The sequence below is a fragment of the Streptomyces sp. NPDC054770 genome (genome assembly GCF_053611985.1).
Genome location: NZ_JBSHBL010000005.1, coordinates 169604 through 184248 on the forward strand (window position 1 = coordinate 169604; position 14645 = coordinate 184248).

The following is a 14645-nucleotide window of genomic DNA, read 5'->3' on the forward strand; positions in this document are numbered from 1 at the left end:
GCCATGGACGTGCGAGCTCGAACACTCGTCGCCCAGAGTTCACCTTGGAGCCAGTATTGGTTCATTTGGGGTGGCAGAAACGGTCGCGTTGAGACCGGAACGTGGAAGCGTGGGGTTCGCAGCTGGTTTCGGCCACGGGCCCCGGCCCCCGGAGCCCCATGGAACACACGTAGGAGAGGGAACCCTGATGCGGGACGCGTACCACGAGGAACTCGACTCGATCGGCGACAGCCTGGTCGACATGGCCCGGCTGGTGGGATCGGCGATCGGGCGCGCCACGACGGCGATCCTCGACGCCGACCTCAAGCTTGCCGAGAGCGTCATCGAGGCGGACCAGAAGGTGGACGAGCTCCACCACGACCTGGAGGCGCGTGCGATAGCCCTGCTCGCCCGCCAGCAGCCGGTGGCGACCGACCTGCGGATAGTCGTCACCTCGCTCCGCATGTCCGCGGACCTGGAGCGCTCCGGCGACCTCGCCCAGCACGTGGCGAAGCTGGCCCGGCTCCGCTACCCGGGCCAGGCCATCCCCCACGACCTGCACGCGACCGTCCTGGAGATGGGGCAGCTCGCGCAGCGTCTGATGGCCAAGGCCGCCGAGGTGATCATCACCAAGGACGTCGACCTGGCCCTGCAGCTGGAGCAGGACGACGACGAGATGGACCTGCTGCACCGCACGATCTTCCAGCACCTGCTGGACGACCGCTGGAAGCACGGCATCGAGACCGCGGTCGACGTCACCCTGCTCGGCCGCTACTACGAGCGGTACGCCGACCACGCGGTCGCCGTCGCCAAGCGCGTCGTCTTCCTGGTCACCGGCGAGCACGCGGACGAGCTGCAGCCCGACATCCAGCCGGTGACGGGCGCCGAGGGGGCGTAAAGCTCCCGGCCGGCCGGGGCGCGCGGGGTGCGGGACGGGCGCGGGGCACCCCTGTGCGCCGCCGTGCGCTGTTGATGCGCCCAGCGAAATGGGCATGGAATGGGCAAGGCCCTACCTCTAGGGCATCTAGGGACCTCTAGGAGGGATCCATGGCCGAATCCCCCAGCACCACGCCCGACCCCACGCAGGAGCGCGAGACCGACCAGCCCGCCGAGATCAAGAACCTTCTGGTGATCGGCGCCTGCGGCTGCGGCTCGGGCTGCGGCTGCGGCTGCCAGTCGGGCAGCCCGTGCCAGTGCGGCTGACTGGACGCTTCAGGTTCGTGGAAGGGCCCCCGACTCCGGTCGGGGGCCCTTCGTACTGGTGAGGGGCGGCGCGCGGGACGGCACCCGCGGGCGCAGCATGGAGAGGGAACGGTGCGGAAGGAACGGTGCGCGGGGAAGGACAGGAGGTGGCAGCCATGCCGCAGTTCATGGACGTACACCACGGGATGAAGGGCATCACCGCCGACCAGCTCAAGGAGGCCCACGAGGCCGACCTCGCCGTCGAGAAGGACGAGGGCGTGCACTTCGAACGGGCCTGGGCGGACCCCGACTCCGGCAACGTCTACTGCCTCTCCGAGGCCCCCTCGGCGGATGCGGTCAAGCGCGTCCACGAGCGCACGGGCCACCCGGCGGACGAGGTCCACCAGGTACCGCTGTCGATCTGGTAGCGCCGTTACCGGCTGCCGGACTCCCGGTGACGCTCAGGTGGCGGGGAGCCCGGCGAGCCAGTCGACGAGCAGCCGGTTGACGTCGTCGGCGCGTTCCTGCTGGATCCAGTGCCCGCAGCCGTCGAGGAGGTGGGAGGAGACCAGGCCCGGCAGGGTGACCGGGTACGCCTCGATGGCGTCGGCCAGCCAGGTGGTGGAGGCGTCGAGGGCGCCGCCGGCGAACAGCGACGGCTGGGTGATCGGGGCACTGTCGTAGGCGGCGAGGTCCTCCCAGTCGCGGTCCATGTTCCGGTACCGGTTGAGCGCCCCGGTCAGTCCGGTGCGCTCGAACTCCCCCGCGTACACGTCGAGGTCCTGTTCGCCGAGCCACTCGGGCAGCCGGCCGGCCGGGAACCGGTCCCTGAGGGTGCCGCCCGCGCCGACGAAGTGCGGATCGGGAGCGCCGGGTCCTGGCATGGTGTCGCCGGACAGGGCGCCGTAGAAGCCCGCGAGCCAGCCCCGCACATCGGGCTCGATCTCGGCCTCGGCACGCCCGGGCTCCTGGAAGTAGGAGACGTAGAACTCCTCGTTCCCGCCCTCGCCCTCACTCCCGCCCCCGCTCATCCGCGCGAAGACGTCGCTGGGGCGGGGCCCGCCGCGTGGCGTGTAGGGAACGCTCAGCAACCCGACGGCCCGGAACACGTCCGGCCGCAGCAGCGCGGAGTTCGCGGCGACGGACGCGCCCCAGTCGTGTCCGACGACCACCGCCGACTCCTCGCCGAGGGCCCGCACGACGGCGACGTTGTCCGCCACCAGCTCGGTCATCCGGTAGGCGTCGGCCGCGGCCGGCTTCGAGGACCGGCCGTATCCCCGCACGTCGACGGCGACGGCCCGGTACCCCGCCGCGGCGAGCACCGGCAGCTGGTGCCGCCACGAGTACCAGCACTCGGGGAACCCGTGCACGAGCAGCACGAGGGGCCCGGTCCCCTGCTCGACGAGATGGATCCGCCCTCCGGCCGTGGAAACCAGCCGATGCCGCGCTGTCATACGCCCTCCTCCTTGCTCGCGTCGCCCTTCGGGGCCGCCGGTCTGCCGGCGCTCCACCGATCATGCGAAGCCGGGCGCCGGAAGGCCGAGCGCGTTTGCCGGTTCGGCAAATCCCGGGCGGGGTCCTCCGAAGGTCCCGCGCTCCTTCGCCGATCACCGGGGCGGGTGCCCGGTCCCGGTACGGACGCCCCCTACACCGGGTTCCTCCGGGCACCGGCCGCGATGTTCTCCTCCAGGTGCCGGATCCTGCTGGTGCCCGCGATCACCACCGTGACGGGTGAACGGGCGAGCAGCCAGGCGAGCCGCGCCTGCGCCGCGGTCTGCCCGCGTTCGGCGGGCGGGGCGCCGCCGGCACGGCCGAGCGGCCAGAACGGCAGATAGGGGATGCCGTGCTCCGTACAGAACTCCAGTGTCGGGGTGTCCCCTTGGCGGCCGTAGCCGAACGCGTTCGACACGCTGGCGACCGGGCCACGCGCGTGCGCCCGGCGCAGTTGGCCGAGTGTGACGTTCGAAAGGCCGACGTGCTCGATCCGGCCCTCCGCCCGCATCGCCAGCATCGTGTCGAAGGCGCTGTCGAACGTCACGCCGTCGTACGCGTCGCCCGGGCCGAGCCATCTCAGGTGGGTGAGCGGGACGGTGTCCAGACCGAGGACGGCCCGGTCGCGGTCGTTGCCGGCCCGCAGCTGGTCGGGGCGGTAGTCGGGGTACGGCGGGTTGCCGCTGCGGTCGGCCCGGGCGCCCGCCTTGGTCGCCAGCACGAGGTCGGCCGGATAGGGCCGCAGCGCTTCGGCGATGAACCGGTGGACGGAATCGCTGCCGTAGTACCACGCGGTGTCGATCACCCGGACTCCGAGCTCGACGGCCCTGCTCAGCACGGCCTCGGCAGCCGCGGGCCGGACCGACCCGGACAGTTGCATGGCGCCGAAGCCCATGCGCGGCACGGTGCGCCCCGCGATGGAGATCACCCCCGCGTCCATCGCGTCTGCCGCCATGTCGTGCTCCCGTCCCTGTTTCTTTGCTTGCCTACGCATGCTTATCAGGAACAACGGACCTGGCCGGTACTCTTCCGTCCGGAGGCGGGGAAATGTTCATCGCAGTGACGTTCGGCGTCAGCGGTGCCATCTGGCTGGCCGGTGGCGGGTGGCTGGTGCGGCGACAACGCCGCCGGCACGCCCGCACCCTGGCGGGATGGGCCGCACTGGCCCTCGGAGTGGCGCAGTTGCTCCACGCGGCGGCCTCCCTGACCGAAGACCGCCAACCGCTGGGCCTCGTCCTCGCCCTCTGCTCCGCGGCGCTCAGCGTGGTCGGATACCTCGTGTTGAACCGTGACGGCGCACTCGGGAACCGACGCACCGCCTGGAAGCGCCGCAAGCGCCGGAAGCTGCCTCCGATCCGCTGACGGCTCCAGCACGGCACAACGCTCCGGTCAGCTCCCGACGGCGGCGTCCCCGCGGAACGCCCCGGTCACCACGGGGACCAGATGCCGCTCGATCTGCTCGGCGGACATCGCGGCCAGCTCGGCGCCGATGGGAGCCAGCGCGAGCCAGTTCAGCAGGCCGGCCGCGCATCGCGTACGGAAGTTCAGTTCCTGCTCGTCGACTCCGGGGAGGTTCGCCGTCAGCACCCGGAGGGCCGCCTGGCGACTCTGCTCGAACTTGCCGTCCAGCCGCTCCCACCCCTGGGGCGGATCGATGCCGACGCGCGCCACCGTCCGCATCATGTCCAGGTCCTGTCCGCCGGCCGCCAGCGCGCGCATCATCGGCCGGGCGAACGCCGCCGCCACGTCCTGGAGCGTCGACGTGGAGTCGAGCGAATGGAGCGCCAGGAGCTGAGCATCCAGGTACTGCTCCAGCGCGTGCTCGATCGCCGCGTCGCACAGCGCCTTCAGCGATCCGAAGTGGTAACTCACCGCGGCGACGTTGGCTCCGGCGCGATCCGTGATCTCGCGGAGCGTCACGCCCTCCTGGCCCCGCTGCGCGAGCAGCTCCAGGGCGGCCGTCTGCAGGCCCTCGCGGGTTCGCTGACCGGCCTCTCGGCGTAGATCCGTCTTCTTCGCCCCTACCACAGCATGAAGTCAAGCAGCTGCTTGACTTCACTGTCAACCGGCCCCTCCGCCGCGCGACACACAATTCAAACAGTCGCTTGACATCCCGCCGCCGCCGTTCATAAAGTCAAGCGAGCGCTTGATTTACCAAGAGCGCGCAGGACCACGTACGACACGCACGGCCAAGAACGACCCGAACGAAAGTGGAGGAACACGTCATGAAGCTGCTCAGCCGGAAGTCGATCACCGCAGCGACCGCGATAGCGGTCCTGGGCGGTCTTTCCATCGCCGCCGCGCCGACGCAGGCCGCGACCCCCGCCCACACCGGTGCGGCGGCCCACACGGACCTGACCTCGCGCGACCTGGCGAAGCTGCCGCTCACCAACCGCCACCTGACCAAGCGCGAGAGGGCCAACCTCGCGGTCGTCCTGGACGCGTACCACGTGGCGGAGGGCAACAGCCTGGACGCCAAGGCGTTCGTCGCCGACTTCACCGAGGACGGCGCCTTCAACGACATGGTCGCCGGCCAGTCCTACCGGGGTAAGGAGCTCAGCAACGTTCCGCTCTACATGGCCGGCCTCTTCCCCGACGTACACCGTGACCTCAAGAGCATCACCGTGAACGGGGACGTGGTCAGCATCGAGCTGGCGATCCAGGGCACGTTCGAGGGACCGCTCCAGTCGCCGGCGGGCACCGTGAAGCCGAACGGTGCGAAGGTCGACGTACCGACCGCCGACTTCTGGTACCTGCACGACGGCAAGGTCGAGAAGTTCAACTGCTTCCTCGGGTACTCGGCCATGTACCAGCAGATGGGCGTGAACCTCGACTGGGCCTCCGCGGTCAACAAGCACTGAGTCGCTCTACGGCCGCTCCACGGCGGGTGATGCCCGGCACGGCCGGCCGCACATCACCCGCCGGAGCCGGTCGCCACTGGCGTCACCGGCCGGACAGCATGCGCAGCCTGTCGGCGTACTCGCCGCGGGCCTCGGCGAACCGCTCCGCCTCGACCGCCTTGACGAGAATCTCGTCCGGCTGCTCACCGGAGCCGAGGATGTCCATGACCTCGTCGAGGAAGTCGTCGAGGGGCATGGCCGTCTCCGAGTCCTCCTGCCCCATCATGGCGGTGCGCACCGACGGGGGAACCAGTTCGAGGACGTCGATACGAGTGTCCGCCAGCTGGACGCGGAGGCTCTCGGTGAAGGAGTGGACGGCGGCCTTGGTGGCGTTGTAGGTCGGGGCGATCGGCAGAGGGACGAACGCCAGCCCGGAGGACACCGTCATGATCGTCGCCTGCGGCCGGGTGGCGAGGTGCTCGGTCAGAGCGGCCACGAGGCGGATGGGCCCCAGGAGGTTGGTCGCCACCGTCGCCTCCGCCGTGGCGAGGAAACCGTTGCCGTGCAGATCCTCCGGCAACATGATGCCGGCCATCGCCACCAGGACGTTCAGCTCGGGAAAACGCTGCAGCAGCTGCGCGGTGGCGTCCTGGACGGAGGCCGGGTCGGTCACGTCGAGCACGACGGACTCGATGCCGGGGTGCTCCGAGACGATCCGCGCCAGCCGGTCCTCGCGACGCCCGGAGACGATGACCCGGTTGCCCGCCGCGTGCAGCCGCAGCGCGAGGCCGAGACCGATACCCGAGGTCGATCCGGCGACGAAGATGGTGTTGCCAGTGGGATTCAAGGGGTTCTCCGGCTGTAGTCAGTGGGAAGAGGTGGCCACTTGACTCGAGATTACTTGCCGACGCAAGCAATTGTCAACGAACGGGCGGGGTCTCGTCGCCCTCCGCACGTCACCCCTGTAGCCGTCGTGCGGCGTCCCGGGCGATGATTCGCCTCATGGATGCTGTCGTTCAGCGGATACGCACGTCGTGGACGAAGAAGTCGCGCGGCGGCCCTGAAGCTGCTCGCAGAAACGCCGCCGCTACGGTCTTCTCGCTGCCTCCGGGGGTGAGTTCCGCCCTCCACGAGGTCACCATGCGGGAGTCCGATTCCTTCGAGCCCCGTATGCAGGTACGGGATCTCTCGATGCCCGGGGTGATCCTTCGCGAGGTCGACGGACTGCTGCGCGTGGACCCACCAGAGGTGAGCATGTTCGCCATGCCACGACGCAATCGGCGCCCGCCTGCCGTTCGCCTGGCTCCCGGACAATGGTTGCAATGGCAGATCAACTACCGGTTCGTCGGCAGTTGTGGCGGGGCCTGGTCCTATCAGCTGGAGACGTTCAACATCCTTTACGGCCTCGGGATGCCTGACGCGTTCCTGGGCGTACCGACGCGCCGGATGGACGAGCGACGGCCTCTGCGCTGAACTCCGTACACCGAAACTGTCGTTGCCGCACGGACCCTGACTTCCGCGGTCGAGGGCGGCCGGTGGCCGGGACCGCCGGCTCGTACGCTCTGAACCGGAGAAGGGCGGGGTGCGATGGCAGACGAGCACTTCTTGCTGGTGTGCGACGACGTGCCCCATGACGTGGTGCTCACCGACCCTGGTGTCCGCGTGCTGGACCTCGCTCAGGTCGTGCGTCGGCTGACCGGGCTGGGTCTCTGGCGCAGCAAGGTTCTGGCAACGCAGGTTCCCGCCCTGATTCTCTGCGGTGTGCCCCAGGAGGACGCAGTGGCAGCCGTCCTGGCCCTCCGTGATGTGGGAGCCCAGGCGGAGACGAGAGAACAACCGGAGCCGGACTTCCTGAAGCACTGAACACGGGCCGGGCCGACCCAAAAGCCCCCGGCCCTGCCAGGAACTGGTCAGCCCCCGGTGCCCCGGACCCCACGCTGATCTACTCTCCCCTGATGAAAGACTCCCCCTGCTCCTGCCTCCTCTGCGAACCACCGGCAGACGGCCCGGCCTGGGAAGAACGAGACAGCCGGATAGCCCAGAGCGTCACCGACTTCGGCTGGCACGTCATGGGTGTCGGCGCCGGCGACGACGCACCCGCCGATTGGGCGTACTCCATCGGGCTGTGGCACACGCTGCGCAGTCCCGAGGTCTGTGTCTTCGGTCTGCGGATCGACGTCGCAATGCCCGTCGTGAACACGGCCGGAGCCGGGATCCGCGGTGGCCTTCCGCTGGAGCCGGACCAGCGCAGGGATGACGTCCTCAACGGCTACGACGTCGCTGTCCGGCCTGTTCATCCCAGCTGGTACCGGGACTTCTTCGGTGCCGGCATCGACTTCTACCAAGCCCCTCCGTTGCCCGTCACGCAGTTGTTCTGGCCCGACAAGTCCGGGCGCTTCCCCTGGGAGGACGGCGTGAATGACTACTGCCGCACGAGTCAACCACTGCTCTGGATCCCGAAGTCCGACAGCAAGGGACCGTGGTCGCAGGTCGGATGACAGCCAGTCGTCATGCCCTCGGCGCACACCGCACCGAGGGCACCGGCGTTCGGCAGACTCCCCCGCGCCTTGACCTCCGCACGCCCAGATGCCCGTCGTCGTTCAGGCTGCCCCTGTACCAGTCGTCGTCGTTGACGGCTTTCACCAGACACAGCCCGTGGAATCCCAGGACAATCTCGGGGTGGAGTCGCTCGCTCTGTGCCGGCCGGCCCGTCACCACGCGATCGGTGTCGAGAGACGTGGCCTCCGGGTCGCCGCAACTTCGCAGAGCACCGCCTCAGGAGATGCGGATCGTGTCTTCGCTCGGGTGGGCGGTGACGAGCCGGCGGCGGCGCCGGCTACGGGCGCTGGATCGTCCCGTCCGCCGAGATCTGGGCGGCGTGCGGGCCGAAGTCCTCCTCCGACATGCTGGAGACGAGGTCGATCGCGTCGCCGCCCGGCTCCGGTGTGCCGGGCGGCACGATCCGGGTCGGGTGCAGGCGCCCGGACACGTAGGTGCCGTCGGCGCCGAGGGTGACGTGCAGCACGCCGCTGGTCGAGAGTGTGCCGCCGAGGCCGAGCACCTTGTAGCCGGAGAAGTTCCCCAGGCTGTAGGCGATCAGGCGGCCCTTGTAGAACTCCATTCCGCGCATCACATGCGGGCCGCTGCCCACGACGAGGTCGGCGCCGGCGTCGATCACCGCACGGCTGAAGCGGTAGCTGTCGCCGCGGTCCTCACCGAGGAAGTACTCGGTGCCGGGTTCGACGTGGGTGCGGTCCGAGCCCTCCGCGCCGGCATGCATCGTGACGATCACGATGTCCGCCATCGCCGCGGCGCGTGCGGTGAGTCGCTTTGCCGCGGGGATGTCCGTGAGGTCGTTCGCCCCTCGGTCGGGAGCGAACCCGACCAGTGCGACCCTGGTGCCGCGTACCCGCTGGACGGTGATCTGGCCCAGGCGGCCGGTGAACAGCAGGTTCGCGGAGCGCAGCGCGGCGAACGTGTCGCGGCGACCCTCCGCCCCGAAGTCGTCGATGTGGTTGTTCGCCGTGTTCAGGACCGTGAACCCGGCCTTCCTGAACAAGCGGCCGTAGGACGGCGGGGCGCGGAACGCGAAGCAGCTCGGGCCGTCGATGTAGTCGCACTTGCTGGAACCGCCGGTGGTGAGCGTGCCCTCCAGGTTCCCCAGCACCACATCGCCTGCGAGCAGGTCGTCGACAGGGTCGAAGAACGAGGCGCCGTCGTCCGGCGGCAGGTCGTCCGGCAGCGAGCCCATGACGATGTCTCCCACGGCGGCGATCCGCACGTTGCCGGCGGGGTGCGGCGGCGCGGGTCGCCCCGGCATCGTGGTCCCGGTCGTCCGTAGCGGGGCGGTTCGGGTGGAGCCGACGGAGGCCGCGTCCTCGGAGCCGGCGCGGAACACGAACGCCGCGGCAACCACCACGCCGGTCCCGACCAGACCGAGGGCGAACAGACGGCGACGGCCCACCGCCTTCTGCCGCTCGCGCCGCTGCCGGGGGTGCCGTTCGACTGACCTGATCATTCGCTCATGCTACGAAGCGGTCACCGTTCCTTCACGGAGGGTCATCGGCTGGCGTGTTCCCGACGGCGCTCCCGTCCTGCGCCTGATCTGCGCCGCATCCGCTTGCGCCGCCCGTGGCATCGACACTCCAGTGCACGCCGTGCTGGACGAGGAACTCCAGGAAGTCGGCGGGTGGGTAGGCCTGGGCCGGGGCGAGGACACCAGGCCTGGCGCCGTCGGCAACGAGCCGGCGCGCGCTTTCGACCGCGATGACTGCTGTGCTCCCCTGCATGTCGGTGCCCTGGACGGTGCCGCGAGCGTACCGGCCATCCTCGCCGGTCGCCTCGACCACGATGATCCAGCGCGCGGTGCGGCGGCTGTCCACGGGCGGTCCTTCGGGAACGCTGTCGATGAGCGCGGGGGTGATGTCGGAGAATGCGGCCGCCAGTTCCGCACGGACCACACCCTCGACCCTGCGTGCCGCGACGTGGTGGGGAACCGTGACCACCGCCGGCAGAGGGAACTTCACCACCGGCACCGCGTCGGAGTCGTCGGGAAAAGTGAGTGCCGTACGCCGTGCGGCGATATCGGGATGCCAGCGGCCGTCTTCGTAGCCGAGGCCGCCGCCGGTGAACGCATCGATGTTCTCCAGCGCCGACCGGAGAGTGCCGCGGGACGGCATCGCGCCACTGCGGACCAGCTCCAGGCCGATGACGAGTTCCCGTACCGGACGGACACGTTCGGCGACGAGGTGAGCGAGCAGGTCGCTGGGCAGGCCGTCGTCGTTGGCGCCCGGGACCACTGTCACCCCGGCCGCCTCGGCCGGCGCGGCGAAGGCGCTGAAGATCCGATCGAGGTGGCGCTGTTCACCGGCGATGTCGACGTAATGACACCCGGCGGCGATGGCGGCCCGCACGACCGCTTCGCCGGACAGAACGAACGGGCCCGCGCAGTTGATGACCGCGGCGCAGTCCTGGAAGGCATGGACGAGTGCGGCGTGGTCCCCGGACGCGGCGCACCGGATTGCGGCGCGGTCGACTCCGGTGAGCCCGGCTCGGGCAGCTGCCTCACCGAGGCGTTCGACGTTCCGCCCGACCAGCACCGTCTCGATGTCCCGCCGGGCCAGCTCGGCGACGACGAGCTTGCCGGTGTAACCACCGGCGCCGTACACCGCGATCCGCATGTCCGACGTCCTTTCGACATGTCCGATGTCCTTTCGACGGCCTTCGAAGGCAGCGTATGGCTCATGGACGAGACGGCTGATTCGTCGGCGTCTCCTCTGCATACGCAATCCTCTCGGGCACCGAGGATCCGAATACGCTGACCGAATGGACCTGCTCAGTGACGTGATCGCCGCCATGCGCATGGGGCGGCCGCACTATGCGCGCAGCGAGCGGCACGCGCCGTGGGCGGTACGCCACCGGCCCTTCGCCGGTGCCGGCTTCCACCTCGTCCTGGAGGGCAGGAGCCGGCTGATCCCTCCGGCCGGCGAACCGATCGAACTCCAGGCCGGAGACGTTGCCTTTCTCCCCCACGGCAGTGCCCACTCCGTGGCCGGTGATCCCGCCGTGCGGGTGGCCGGCCTCCCCTCCTCGCCGCTCGCCGATCCCCTCCGGGAGGATCGCCCCGACGGCACCGGGGCGGAGTCCCGGACCGTGATGCTCTGCGGCGCCTACCTCATGGACCGGGCCCGGCCCCACCCACTGCTGGGGGAGTTCCCGGAGCTCGTTCACCTTCCGGCCCGCCTGGGGCACCACTCGTCACTGCGCGGAGCCACCGAACTCCTCGCGACCGAACTGGCAGAGCCCCGTCTCGGCAGTGACGCCCTGCTGCCCGCACTGCTCGACGCCCTGTTGCTGTACGTCATGCGGGCCTGGCTCGATGAGCGGCCCCGGCACGATGCGACCACCGGCTGGACCGCAGCCCTGCACGACCCGGCCGTCCACGCCGCACTCCAAGGCATCCACGGCGCCCCGCATCGGCCGTGGACGGTGGAAGAGCTGGGAGCACTGGCCGGGCTGTCCCGAGCGGCATTCGCACGGCGGTTCACCGCCCTGGTGGGTCAGCCACCACTGTCGTACCTGACCTGGTGGCGCATGACCACCGCAGCCCGGCTCCTCCGCAACTCCGATGCTCCGCTGAAGACCGTGGCCGGCCGGATCGGATATACATCCGAGTTCGCATTCAGCACGGCCTTCAAGCGGGAACACGGCCTGGCCCCCGGCGCCTACCGCCGCCAGACGACATCCGCAGATCCTGACGGTCGGGGCGCGACCGAACGGCCTTCACGCGCCAGGGGTGAGGCCATCCTTTAAGGTTCGTTCACCTGCCGTACGCCTACCCGGGCGACAGGCCTCTTTTCCTGAGGAAACCCATGCGTAGACTCGCCACCGGTGCCGCTTCGTGCGGCGCGCTGGCACTCATAGCCTTCACCGCTCCGGTCGCTCACGCGGACACGGTGGTGGGCGACACCCAGGTTTCGAACGTAGTGGTCAACGGCGGCAAGGGCATCGCCGTCGGCACGACGAACAAGGTGGTCTTCAAGGTCACGTTCAAGGCGTCCGACCCGGCCGGGATCTCCTCCGGGCAGACGTACCTGTACCACGGCACCTGGAGTGACCCCGACGCCTTCTGGACCCAGGATTCGGACAGCGGCACCACGTGCACGACGGGGACCGCGGTCACCTGCACGTCGACGTACACCGTCGTTCCCGAGTACGACCTGCACTACAACGCCTTCGCGGGCACCTGGCACGTCGGCGCCTATGCGAAGGCCAAGGACGGCGACTCGGCGAAGCTGACGAATCTTGGCACCACCCACGTGCAGCGCTACTCCAAGCTCACGGTCAACGCCTCGCCGGAGCCGGTCGCCAAGGGGCGGACGATCACCGTCACAGGCAAGCTGACCAGGGCGAACTGGGAGGACCACCTGTATCACGGGTACTCCGGACAGTCGGTCAAACTGCAGTTCCGCAAGGCCGGGAGCAGCACGTACAGCACCGTCAAGACCGTCAGGACGGACGGCAGCGGCAACGCGAGGACAACGGTCACCGCCTCCGCCGACGGCTACTGGCGCTACTACTTCGGGGGCACGACCACCACGCCCGCCGCCACGGCAACAGGCGATTTCGTGGACGTGAGGTAACCAGGACCCGCCCCAGGTGCCTGAGTTCGGGAAACCGCGGACACCTGGGTCGGCCGCGTGGTGCTCGCCGACCCAGGTGTCCGTGTGCTGGACGTCGTTCGACGGTGTGCCTCAGGAAGACGCGGCGGCAGCTGTCCTGGCCCTGCGCGATGCGGCAGCCCAGGCGGAGACGAGAGAACAACCGAAGCCGGAGTTCCTCAGGCATTGAGCACGGCCCGATCGACCGGCTGACGGCCCAGAGAACGGCCTCAGCACACGGACAAGGCCCCTACCGGCGGAGAAATCACAGGCAGGGGCCGTTGGCTCGTGCGCTTGGTGGTTGCCGTTGGTCGCCCTTGGCCACTGTCTAGCGGCCTCGGACGGCCCAGTATCTCGGCCCAGGAGGGCTCCAGTCTCAGCGAGAGGGGCGCTGCTTCGGAGGGACCGGGCCGGGAATCACGTCCTTGCCGAGGTGTTCCTTGATCAGGTACTTCAGCTCCGGCCCTTCGATGAGCTGAAGTCGGCCATGCTGTCGGGCAAAGTCATGGCTGGCACGGCCGAACCAGGACGTAGTGATCAGGATTCCCTTGGCGGCGCGCTTGTGCTCGACCACTCCGGCGAGGGCTTGGACGGACTCGACACCCACGAGCTTGCTGTAGCGCTTGGCCTGGATGATGCACTCGCCGTTGAAGACGGGGTCTTTGCTGACAGCTACCGCATCAACGCCCTCGTCCTTCGATACCTGGGTGTTCCACGCCTCCATGCCGATCGCCGGGTCGAGTTCAGCTTCCTGAAGAAGCAACTGGCCGTCACCGATGGAAATCTCTCCCGGCACCTGAAGGTGCTGGAGGAGTCCGGAATGATCACCGTGGAGAAGGGCTACGCCGGTCGACGCCCCCGAACATGGGTAACCCTCACCCGTGAAGGTGCGCAGGCCCTGGACGCCGAACTCCGGGCCCTACGTGCACTCGTGCTACGCCTTGACGTTCCGCGTCCCGTGCCCGGTACACCCGACACGTGATCACCGCTTCAGGAGTTCGATCCCGCGCCTGCTTGGCTGCGGTCCAACCTGTGCGCGGGTGCCATTTCCGGGCGCCGCCGTATACCGCCGTCCAGGCTCGTTGTTGTCAGCGTTGGACGGCCCCGAGACGGCCCCAGCACAGCATCAAGCCCCCTCCACCGGCGGAGAACCCGTTGGTGGAGGGGGCTTGATCAGTGCGTGATGCCTCTGTCTACCGCACGTCTACGTAGTCCCCGGCGGTCTTGACCGCCGGGGTCGTGCTGGTGCCGGAGAAGTAGTAGCGCCAGTAGCCGTCGCCGGCAGCTGTCGTGGTGGCCTTCAGGTTGCCGGTGCTGTTGGTGTACACGGTCTTGACCGTCGTGTAGGTGCCTGTTCCCGCTTTGCGGAACTGCAGCTTGACCGGCTGACTGGCGTAGCCACGGTAGTCGTGGGTCTCCCAGTTGGCGCGGGTCAGTCTGCCGGTGACGGTGATGGTCTTGCCCTTGGCGACCGGCTCCGGTGAAGCGTTGACGCTGAGCTTCGAGTAGCGCTGGATGTTCGTGTACTTGTAGGTATCCAGGGAGATGCCGCCGTTGCCCTTGTCGAAGGCGTCGACGCCGACCCTCCACTGCCCGGCCCAGGAGTTCTTCTCCAAGTCGCGGGGGTCGAGGGTGAAGGGGACGACGCAGGTCTTCGTCGTGGCGTCGACGGCTGTGCACGTGGGACGGCCGAACGGCACCGTCATGTCCGTGTCTTCTTCCTTGGGGCCGCCGTGCCACACGAACACGCGGGCCGTTTCGATGCCGTCCGGATCGGTGGCGGTCACCGAAGCCGAGAAGGTGACCTTGTTGGAGATGCCGACCACGATGGGCTTGCCGCCGCTGACCGTGACGCCGGTGATCGTTGTGTCGCCGCCCCACGACTCGTCGGCCTGAGCCGTTGGAGCGCTTGCGACGGCTAGTGCCAGGGCGCCGGACAGAGCGGCACCTATGGCGATTGAGCGCATGTAGTCCCCAGGAAAATCAGGCCTGC

General features: G+C 69.2%; 19 protein-coding genes. 11 read left to right on the plus strand and 8 right to left on the minus strand.

Annotation, left to right across the window (positions count from 1 at the left end; genetic code table 11):
• Positions 1 to 187: 187 nt before the first annotated feature.
• The 3 genes from phoU (at position 188) to ACWGKQ_RS07380 (ending at position 1589) form a co-directional block, all read left to right on the plus strand.
• Complete coding sequence (gene phoU / locus ACWGKQ_RS07370; RefSeq protein ID WP_383700691.1) at positions 188 to 877, plus strand: phosphate signaling complex protein PhoU; 690 nt, start codon at positions 188 to 190, stop codon at positions 875 to 877.
• A gap of 149 nt (positions 878 to 1026) precedes the next feature.
• Positions 1027 to 1182, plus strand: coding sequence for a hypothetical protein (locus tag ACWGKQ_RS07375; protein ID WP_167391710.1), 156 nt, complete (start codon positions 1027 to 1029; stop codon positions 1180 to 1182).
• Between the two features lie 155 nt (positions 1183 to 1337).
• Positions 1338 to 1589 (plus strand): SCO4226 family nickel-binding protein, encoded by a 252-nt coding sequence (locus tag ACWGKQ_RS07380; RefSeq protein WP_453291004.1) that lies wholly within the window; start codon positions 1338 to 1340, stop codon positions 1587 to 1589.
• Between the two features lie 33 nt (positions 1590 to 1622).
• Here the strand turns inward: ACWGKQ_RS07380 and ACWGKQ_RS07385 are convergent, their stop codons facing one another.
• Both ACWGKQ_RS07385 and ACWGKQ_RS07390 read right to left on the minus strand, forming a co-directional pair.
• On the minus strand, positions 1623 to 2615 hold the full coding sequence (locus ACWGKQ_RS07385) for an alpha/beta fold hydrolase (RefSeq protein ID WP_453290901.1): 993 nt from the start codon (positions 2613 to 2615) through the stop codon (positions 1623 to 1625).
• Positions 2616 to 2806: 191 nt separating this feature from the next.
• Positions 2807 to 3607 (minus strand): aldo/keto reductase, encoded by an 801-nt coding sequence (locus tag ACWGKQ_RS07390; protein ID WP_453290902.1) that lies wholly within the window; start codon positions 3605 to 3607, stop codon positions 2807 to 2809.
• A gap of 92 nt (positions 3608 to 3699) precedes the next feature.
• On the opposite strand from ACWGKQ_RS07390, the gene ACWGKQ_RS07395 reads away from it, so the two are divergent.
• On the plus strand, positions 3700 to 4014 hold the full coding sequence (locus ACWGKQ_RS07395; RefSeq protein ID WP_453290903.1) for a hypothetical protein: 315 nt from the start codon (positions 3700 to 3702) through the stop codon (positions 4012 to 4014).
• A gap of 27 nt (positions 4015 to 4041) precedes the next feature.
• Here ACWGKQ_RS07395 and ACWGKQ_RS07400 read toward each other — a convergent pair whose 3' ends face one another.
• A complete protein-coding gene (locus ACWGKQ_RS07400) occupies positions 4042 to 4680 on the minus strand; it encodes a TetR/AcrR family transcriptional regulator (RefSeq protein WP_453290904.1) in 639 nt (212 codons plus the stop codon).
• Positions 4681 to 4877: 197 nt separating this feature from the next.
• Here ACWGKQ_RS07400 and ACWGKQ_RS07405 point away from each other — a divergent pair, with 197 nt between their 5' ends.
• The gene (locus ACWGKQ_RS07405) at positions 4878 to 5513 is read left to right on the plus strand and encodes a nuclear transport factor 2 family protein (RefSeq protein ID WP_453290905.1); all 636 of its coding nucleotides are present in this window, start codon (positions 4878 to 4880) and stop codon (positions 5511 to 5513) included.
• Positions 5514 to 5595: 82 nt separating this feature from the next.
• Here the strand turns inward: ACWGKQ_RS07405 and ACWGKQ_RS07410 are convergent, their stop codons facing one another.
• Positions 5596 to 6339 carry an SDR family oxidoreductase gene (locus tag ACWGKQ_RS07410; protein ID WP_453290906.1) on the minus strand — a complete coding sequence of 248 codons (744 nt, stop codon included), beginning with the start codon at positions 6337 to 6339 and terminating at the stop codon, positions 5596 to 5598.
• Positions 6340 to 6494: 155 nt separating this feature from the next.
• Between ACWGKQ_RS07410 and ACWGKQ_RS07415 the strand changes: the two genes are divergently transcribed.
• The 3 genes from ACWGKQ_RS07415 (at position 6495) to ACWGKQ_RS07425 (ending at position 7990) form a co-directional block, all read left to right on the plus strand.
• The gene (locus ACWGKQ_RS07415; RefSeq protein WP_453290907.1) at positions 6495 to 6965 is read left to right on the plus strand and encodes a hypothetical protein; all 471 of its coding nucleotides are present in this window, start codon (positions 6495 to 6497) and stop codon (positions 6963 to 6965) included.
• A gap of 114 nt (positions 6966 to 7079) precedes the next feature.
• Positions 7080 to 7355, plus strand: a complete 276-nt coding sequence (locus ACWGKQ_RS07420) for a ribosomal protein L7/L12 (protein WP_453290908.1) — start codon at positions 7080 to 7082, stop codon at positions 7353 to 7355.
• A 92-nt stretch (positions 7356 to 7447) separates the two neighbouring features.
• Positions 7448 to 7990, plus strand: coding sequence for a DUF4262 domain-containing protein (locus ACWGKQ_RS07425; protein WP_453290909.1), 543 nt, complete (start codon positions 7448 to 7450; stop codon positions 7988 to 7990).
• 338 nt (positions 7991 to 8328) lie between these two features.
• On the opposite strand, the gene ACWGKQ_RS07430 is transcribed toward ACWGKQ_RS07425, so the two are convergent.
• Both ACWGKQ_RS07430 and ACWGKQ_RS07435 read right to left on the minus strand, forming a co-directional pair.
• Positions 8329 to 9510, minus strand: a complete 1182-nt coding sequence (locus ACWGKQ_RS07430) for a CapA family protein (protein ID WP_453290910.1) — start codon at positions 9508 to 9510, stop codon at positions 8329 to 8331.
• 31 nt (positions 9511 to 9541) lie between these two features.
• Positions 9542 to 10672 carry a saccharopine dehydrogenase family protein gene (locus tag ACWGKQ_RS07435; RefSeq protein WP_453290911.1) on the minus strand — a complete coding sequence of 377 codons (1131 nt, stop codon included), beginning with the start codon at positions 10670 to 10672 and terminating at the stop codon, positions 9542 to 9544.
• Positions 10673 to 10817: 145 nt separating this feature from the next.
• Here ACWGKQ_RS07435 and ACWGKQ_RS07440 point away from each other — a divergent pair, with 145 nt between their 5' ends.
• Together ACWGKQ_RS07440 and ACWGKQ_RS07445 are read left to right on the plus strand one after the other, a co-directional pair.
• A complete protein-coding gene (locus tag ACWGKQ_RS07440; RefSeq protein ID WP_453290912.1) occupies positions 10818 to 11804 on the plus strand; it encodes an AraC family transcriptional regulator in 987 nt (328 codons plus the stop codon).
• Between the two features lie 59 nt (positions 11805 to 11863).
• The gene (locus tag ACWGKQ_RS07445; protein WP_453290913.1) at positions 11864 to 12634 is read left to right on the plus strand and encodes a calcium-binding protein; all 771 of its coding nucleotides are present in this window, start codon (positions 11864 to 11866) and stop codon (positions 12632 to 12634) included.
• A gap of 394 nt (positions 12635 to 13028) precedes the next feature.
• Here ACWGKQ_RS07445 and ACWGKQ_RS07450 read toward each other — a convergent pair whose 3' ends face one another.
• Entirely contained in the window at positions 13029 to 13448 is a 420-nt protein-coding gene (locus ACWGKQ_RS07450; RefSeq protein ID WP_453290914.1) for a restriction endonuclease, read from the minus strand.
• Between ACWGKQ_RS07450 and ACWGKQ_RS07455 the strand changes: the two genes are divergently transcribed.
• On the plus strand, positions 13416 to 13634 hold the full coding sequence (locus ACWGKQ_RS07455; protein ID WP_453291005.1) for a transcriptional regulator: 219 nt from the start codon (positions 13416 to 13418) through the stop codon (positions 13632 to 13634). The two genes, ACWGKQ_RS07450 and ACWGKQ_RS07455, sit on opposite strands and share 33 nt — an antisense overlap.
• A 211-nt stretch (positions 13635 to 13845) precedes the next feature.
• Here ACWGKQ_RS07455 and ACWGKQ_RS07460 read toward each other — a convergent pair whose 3' ends face one another.
• Positions 13846 to 14619, minus strand: coding sequence for a calcium-binding protein (locus ACWGKQ_RS07460; protein WP_453290915.1), 774 nt, complete (start codon positions 14617 to 14619; stop codon positions 13846 to 13848).
• Positions 14620 to 14645 lie beyond the last annotated feature (26 nt).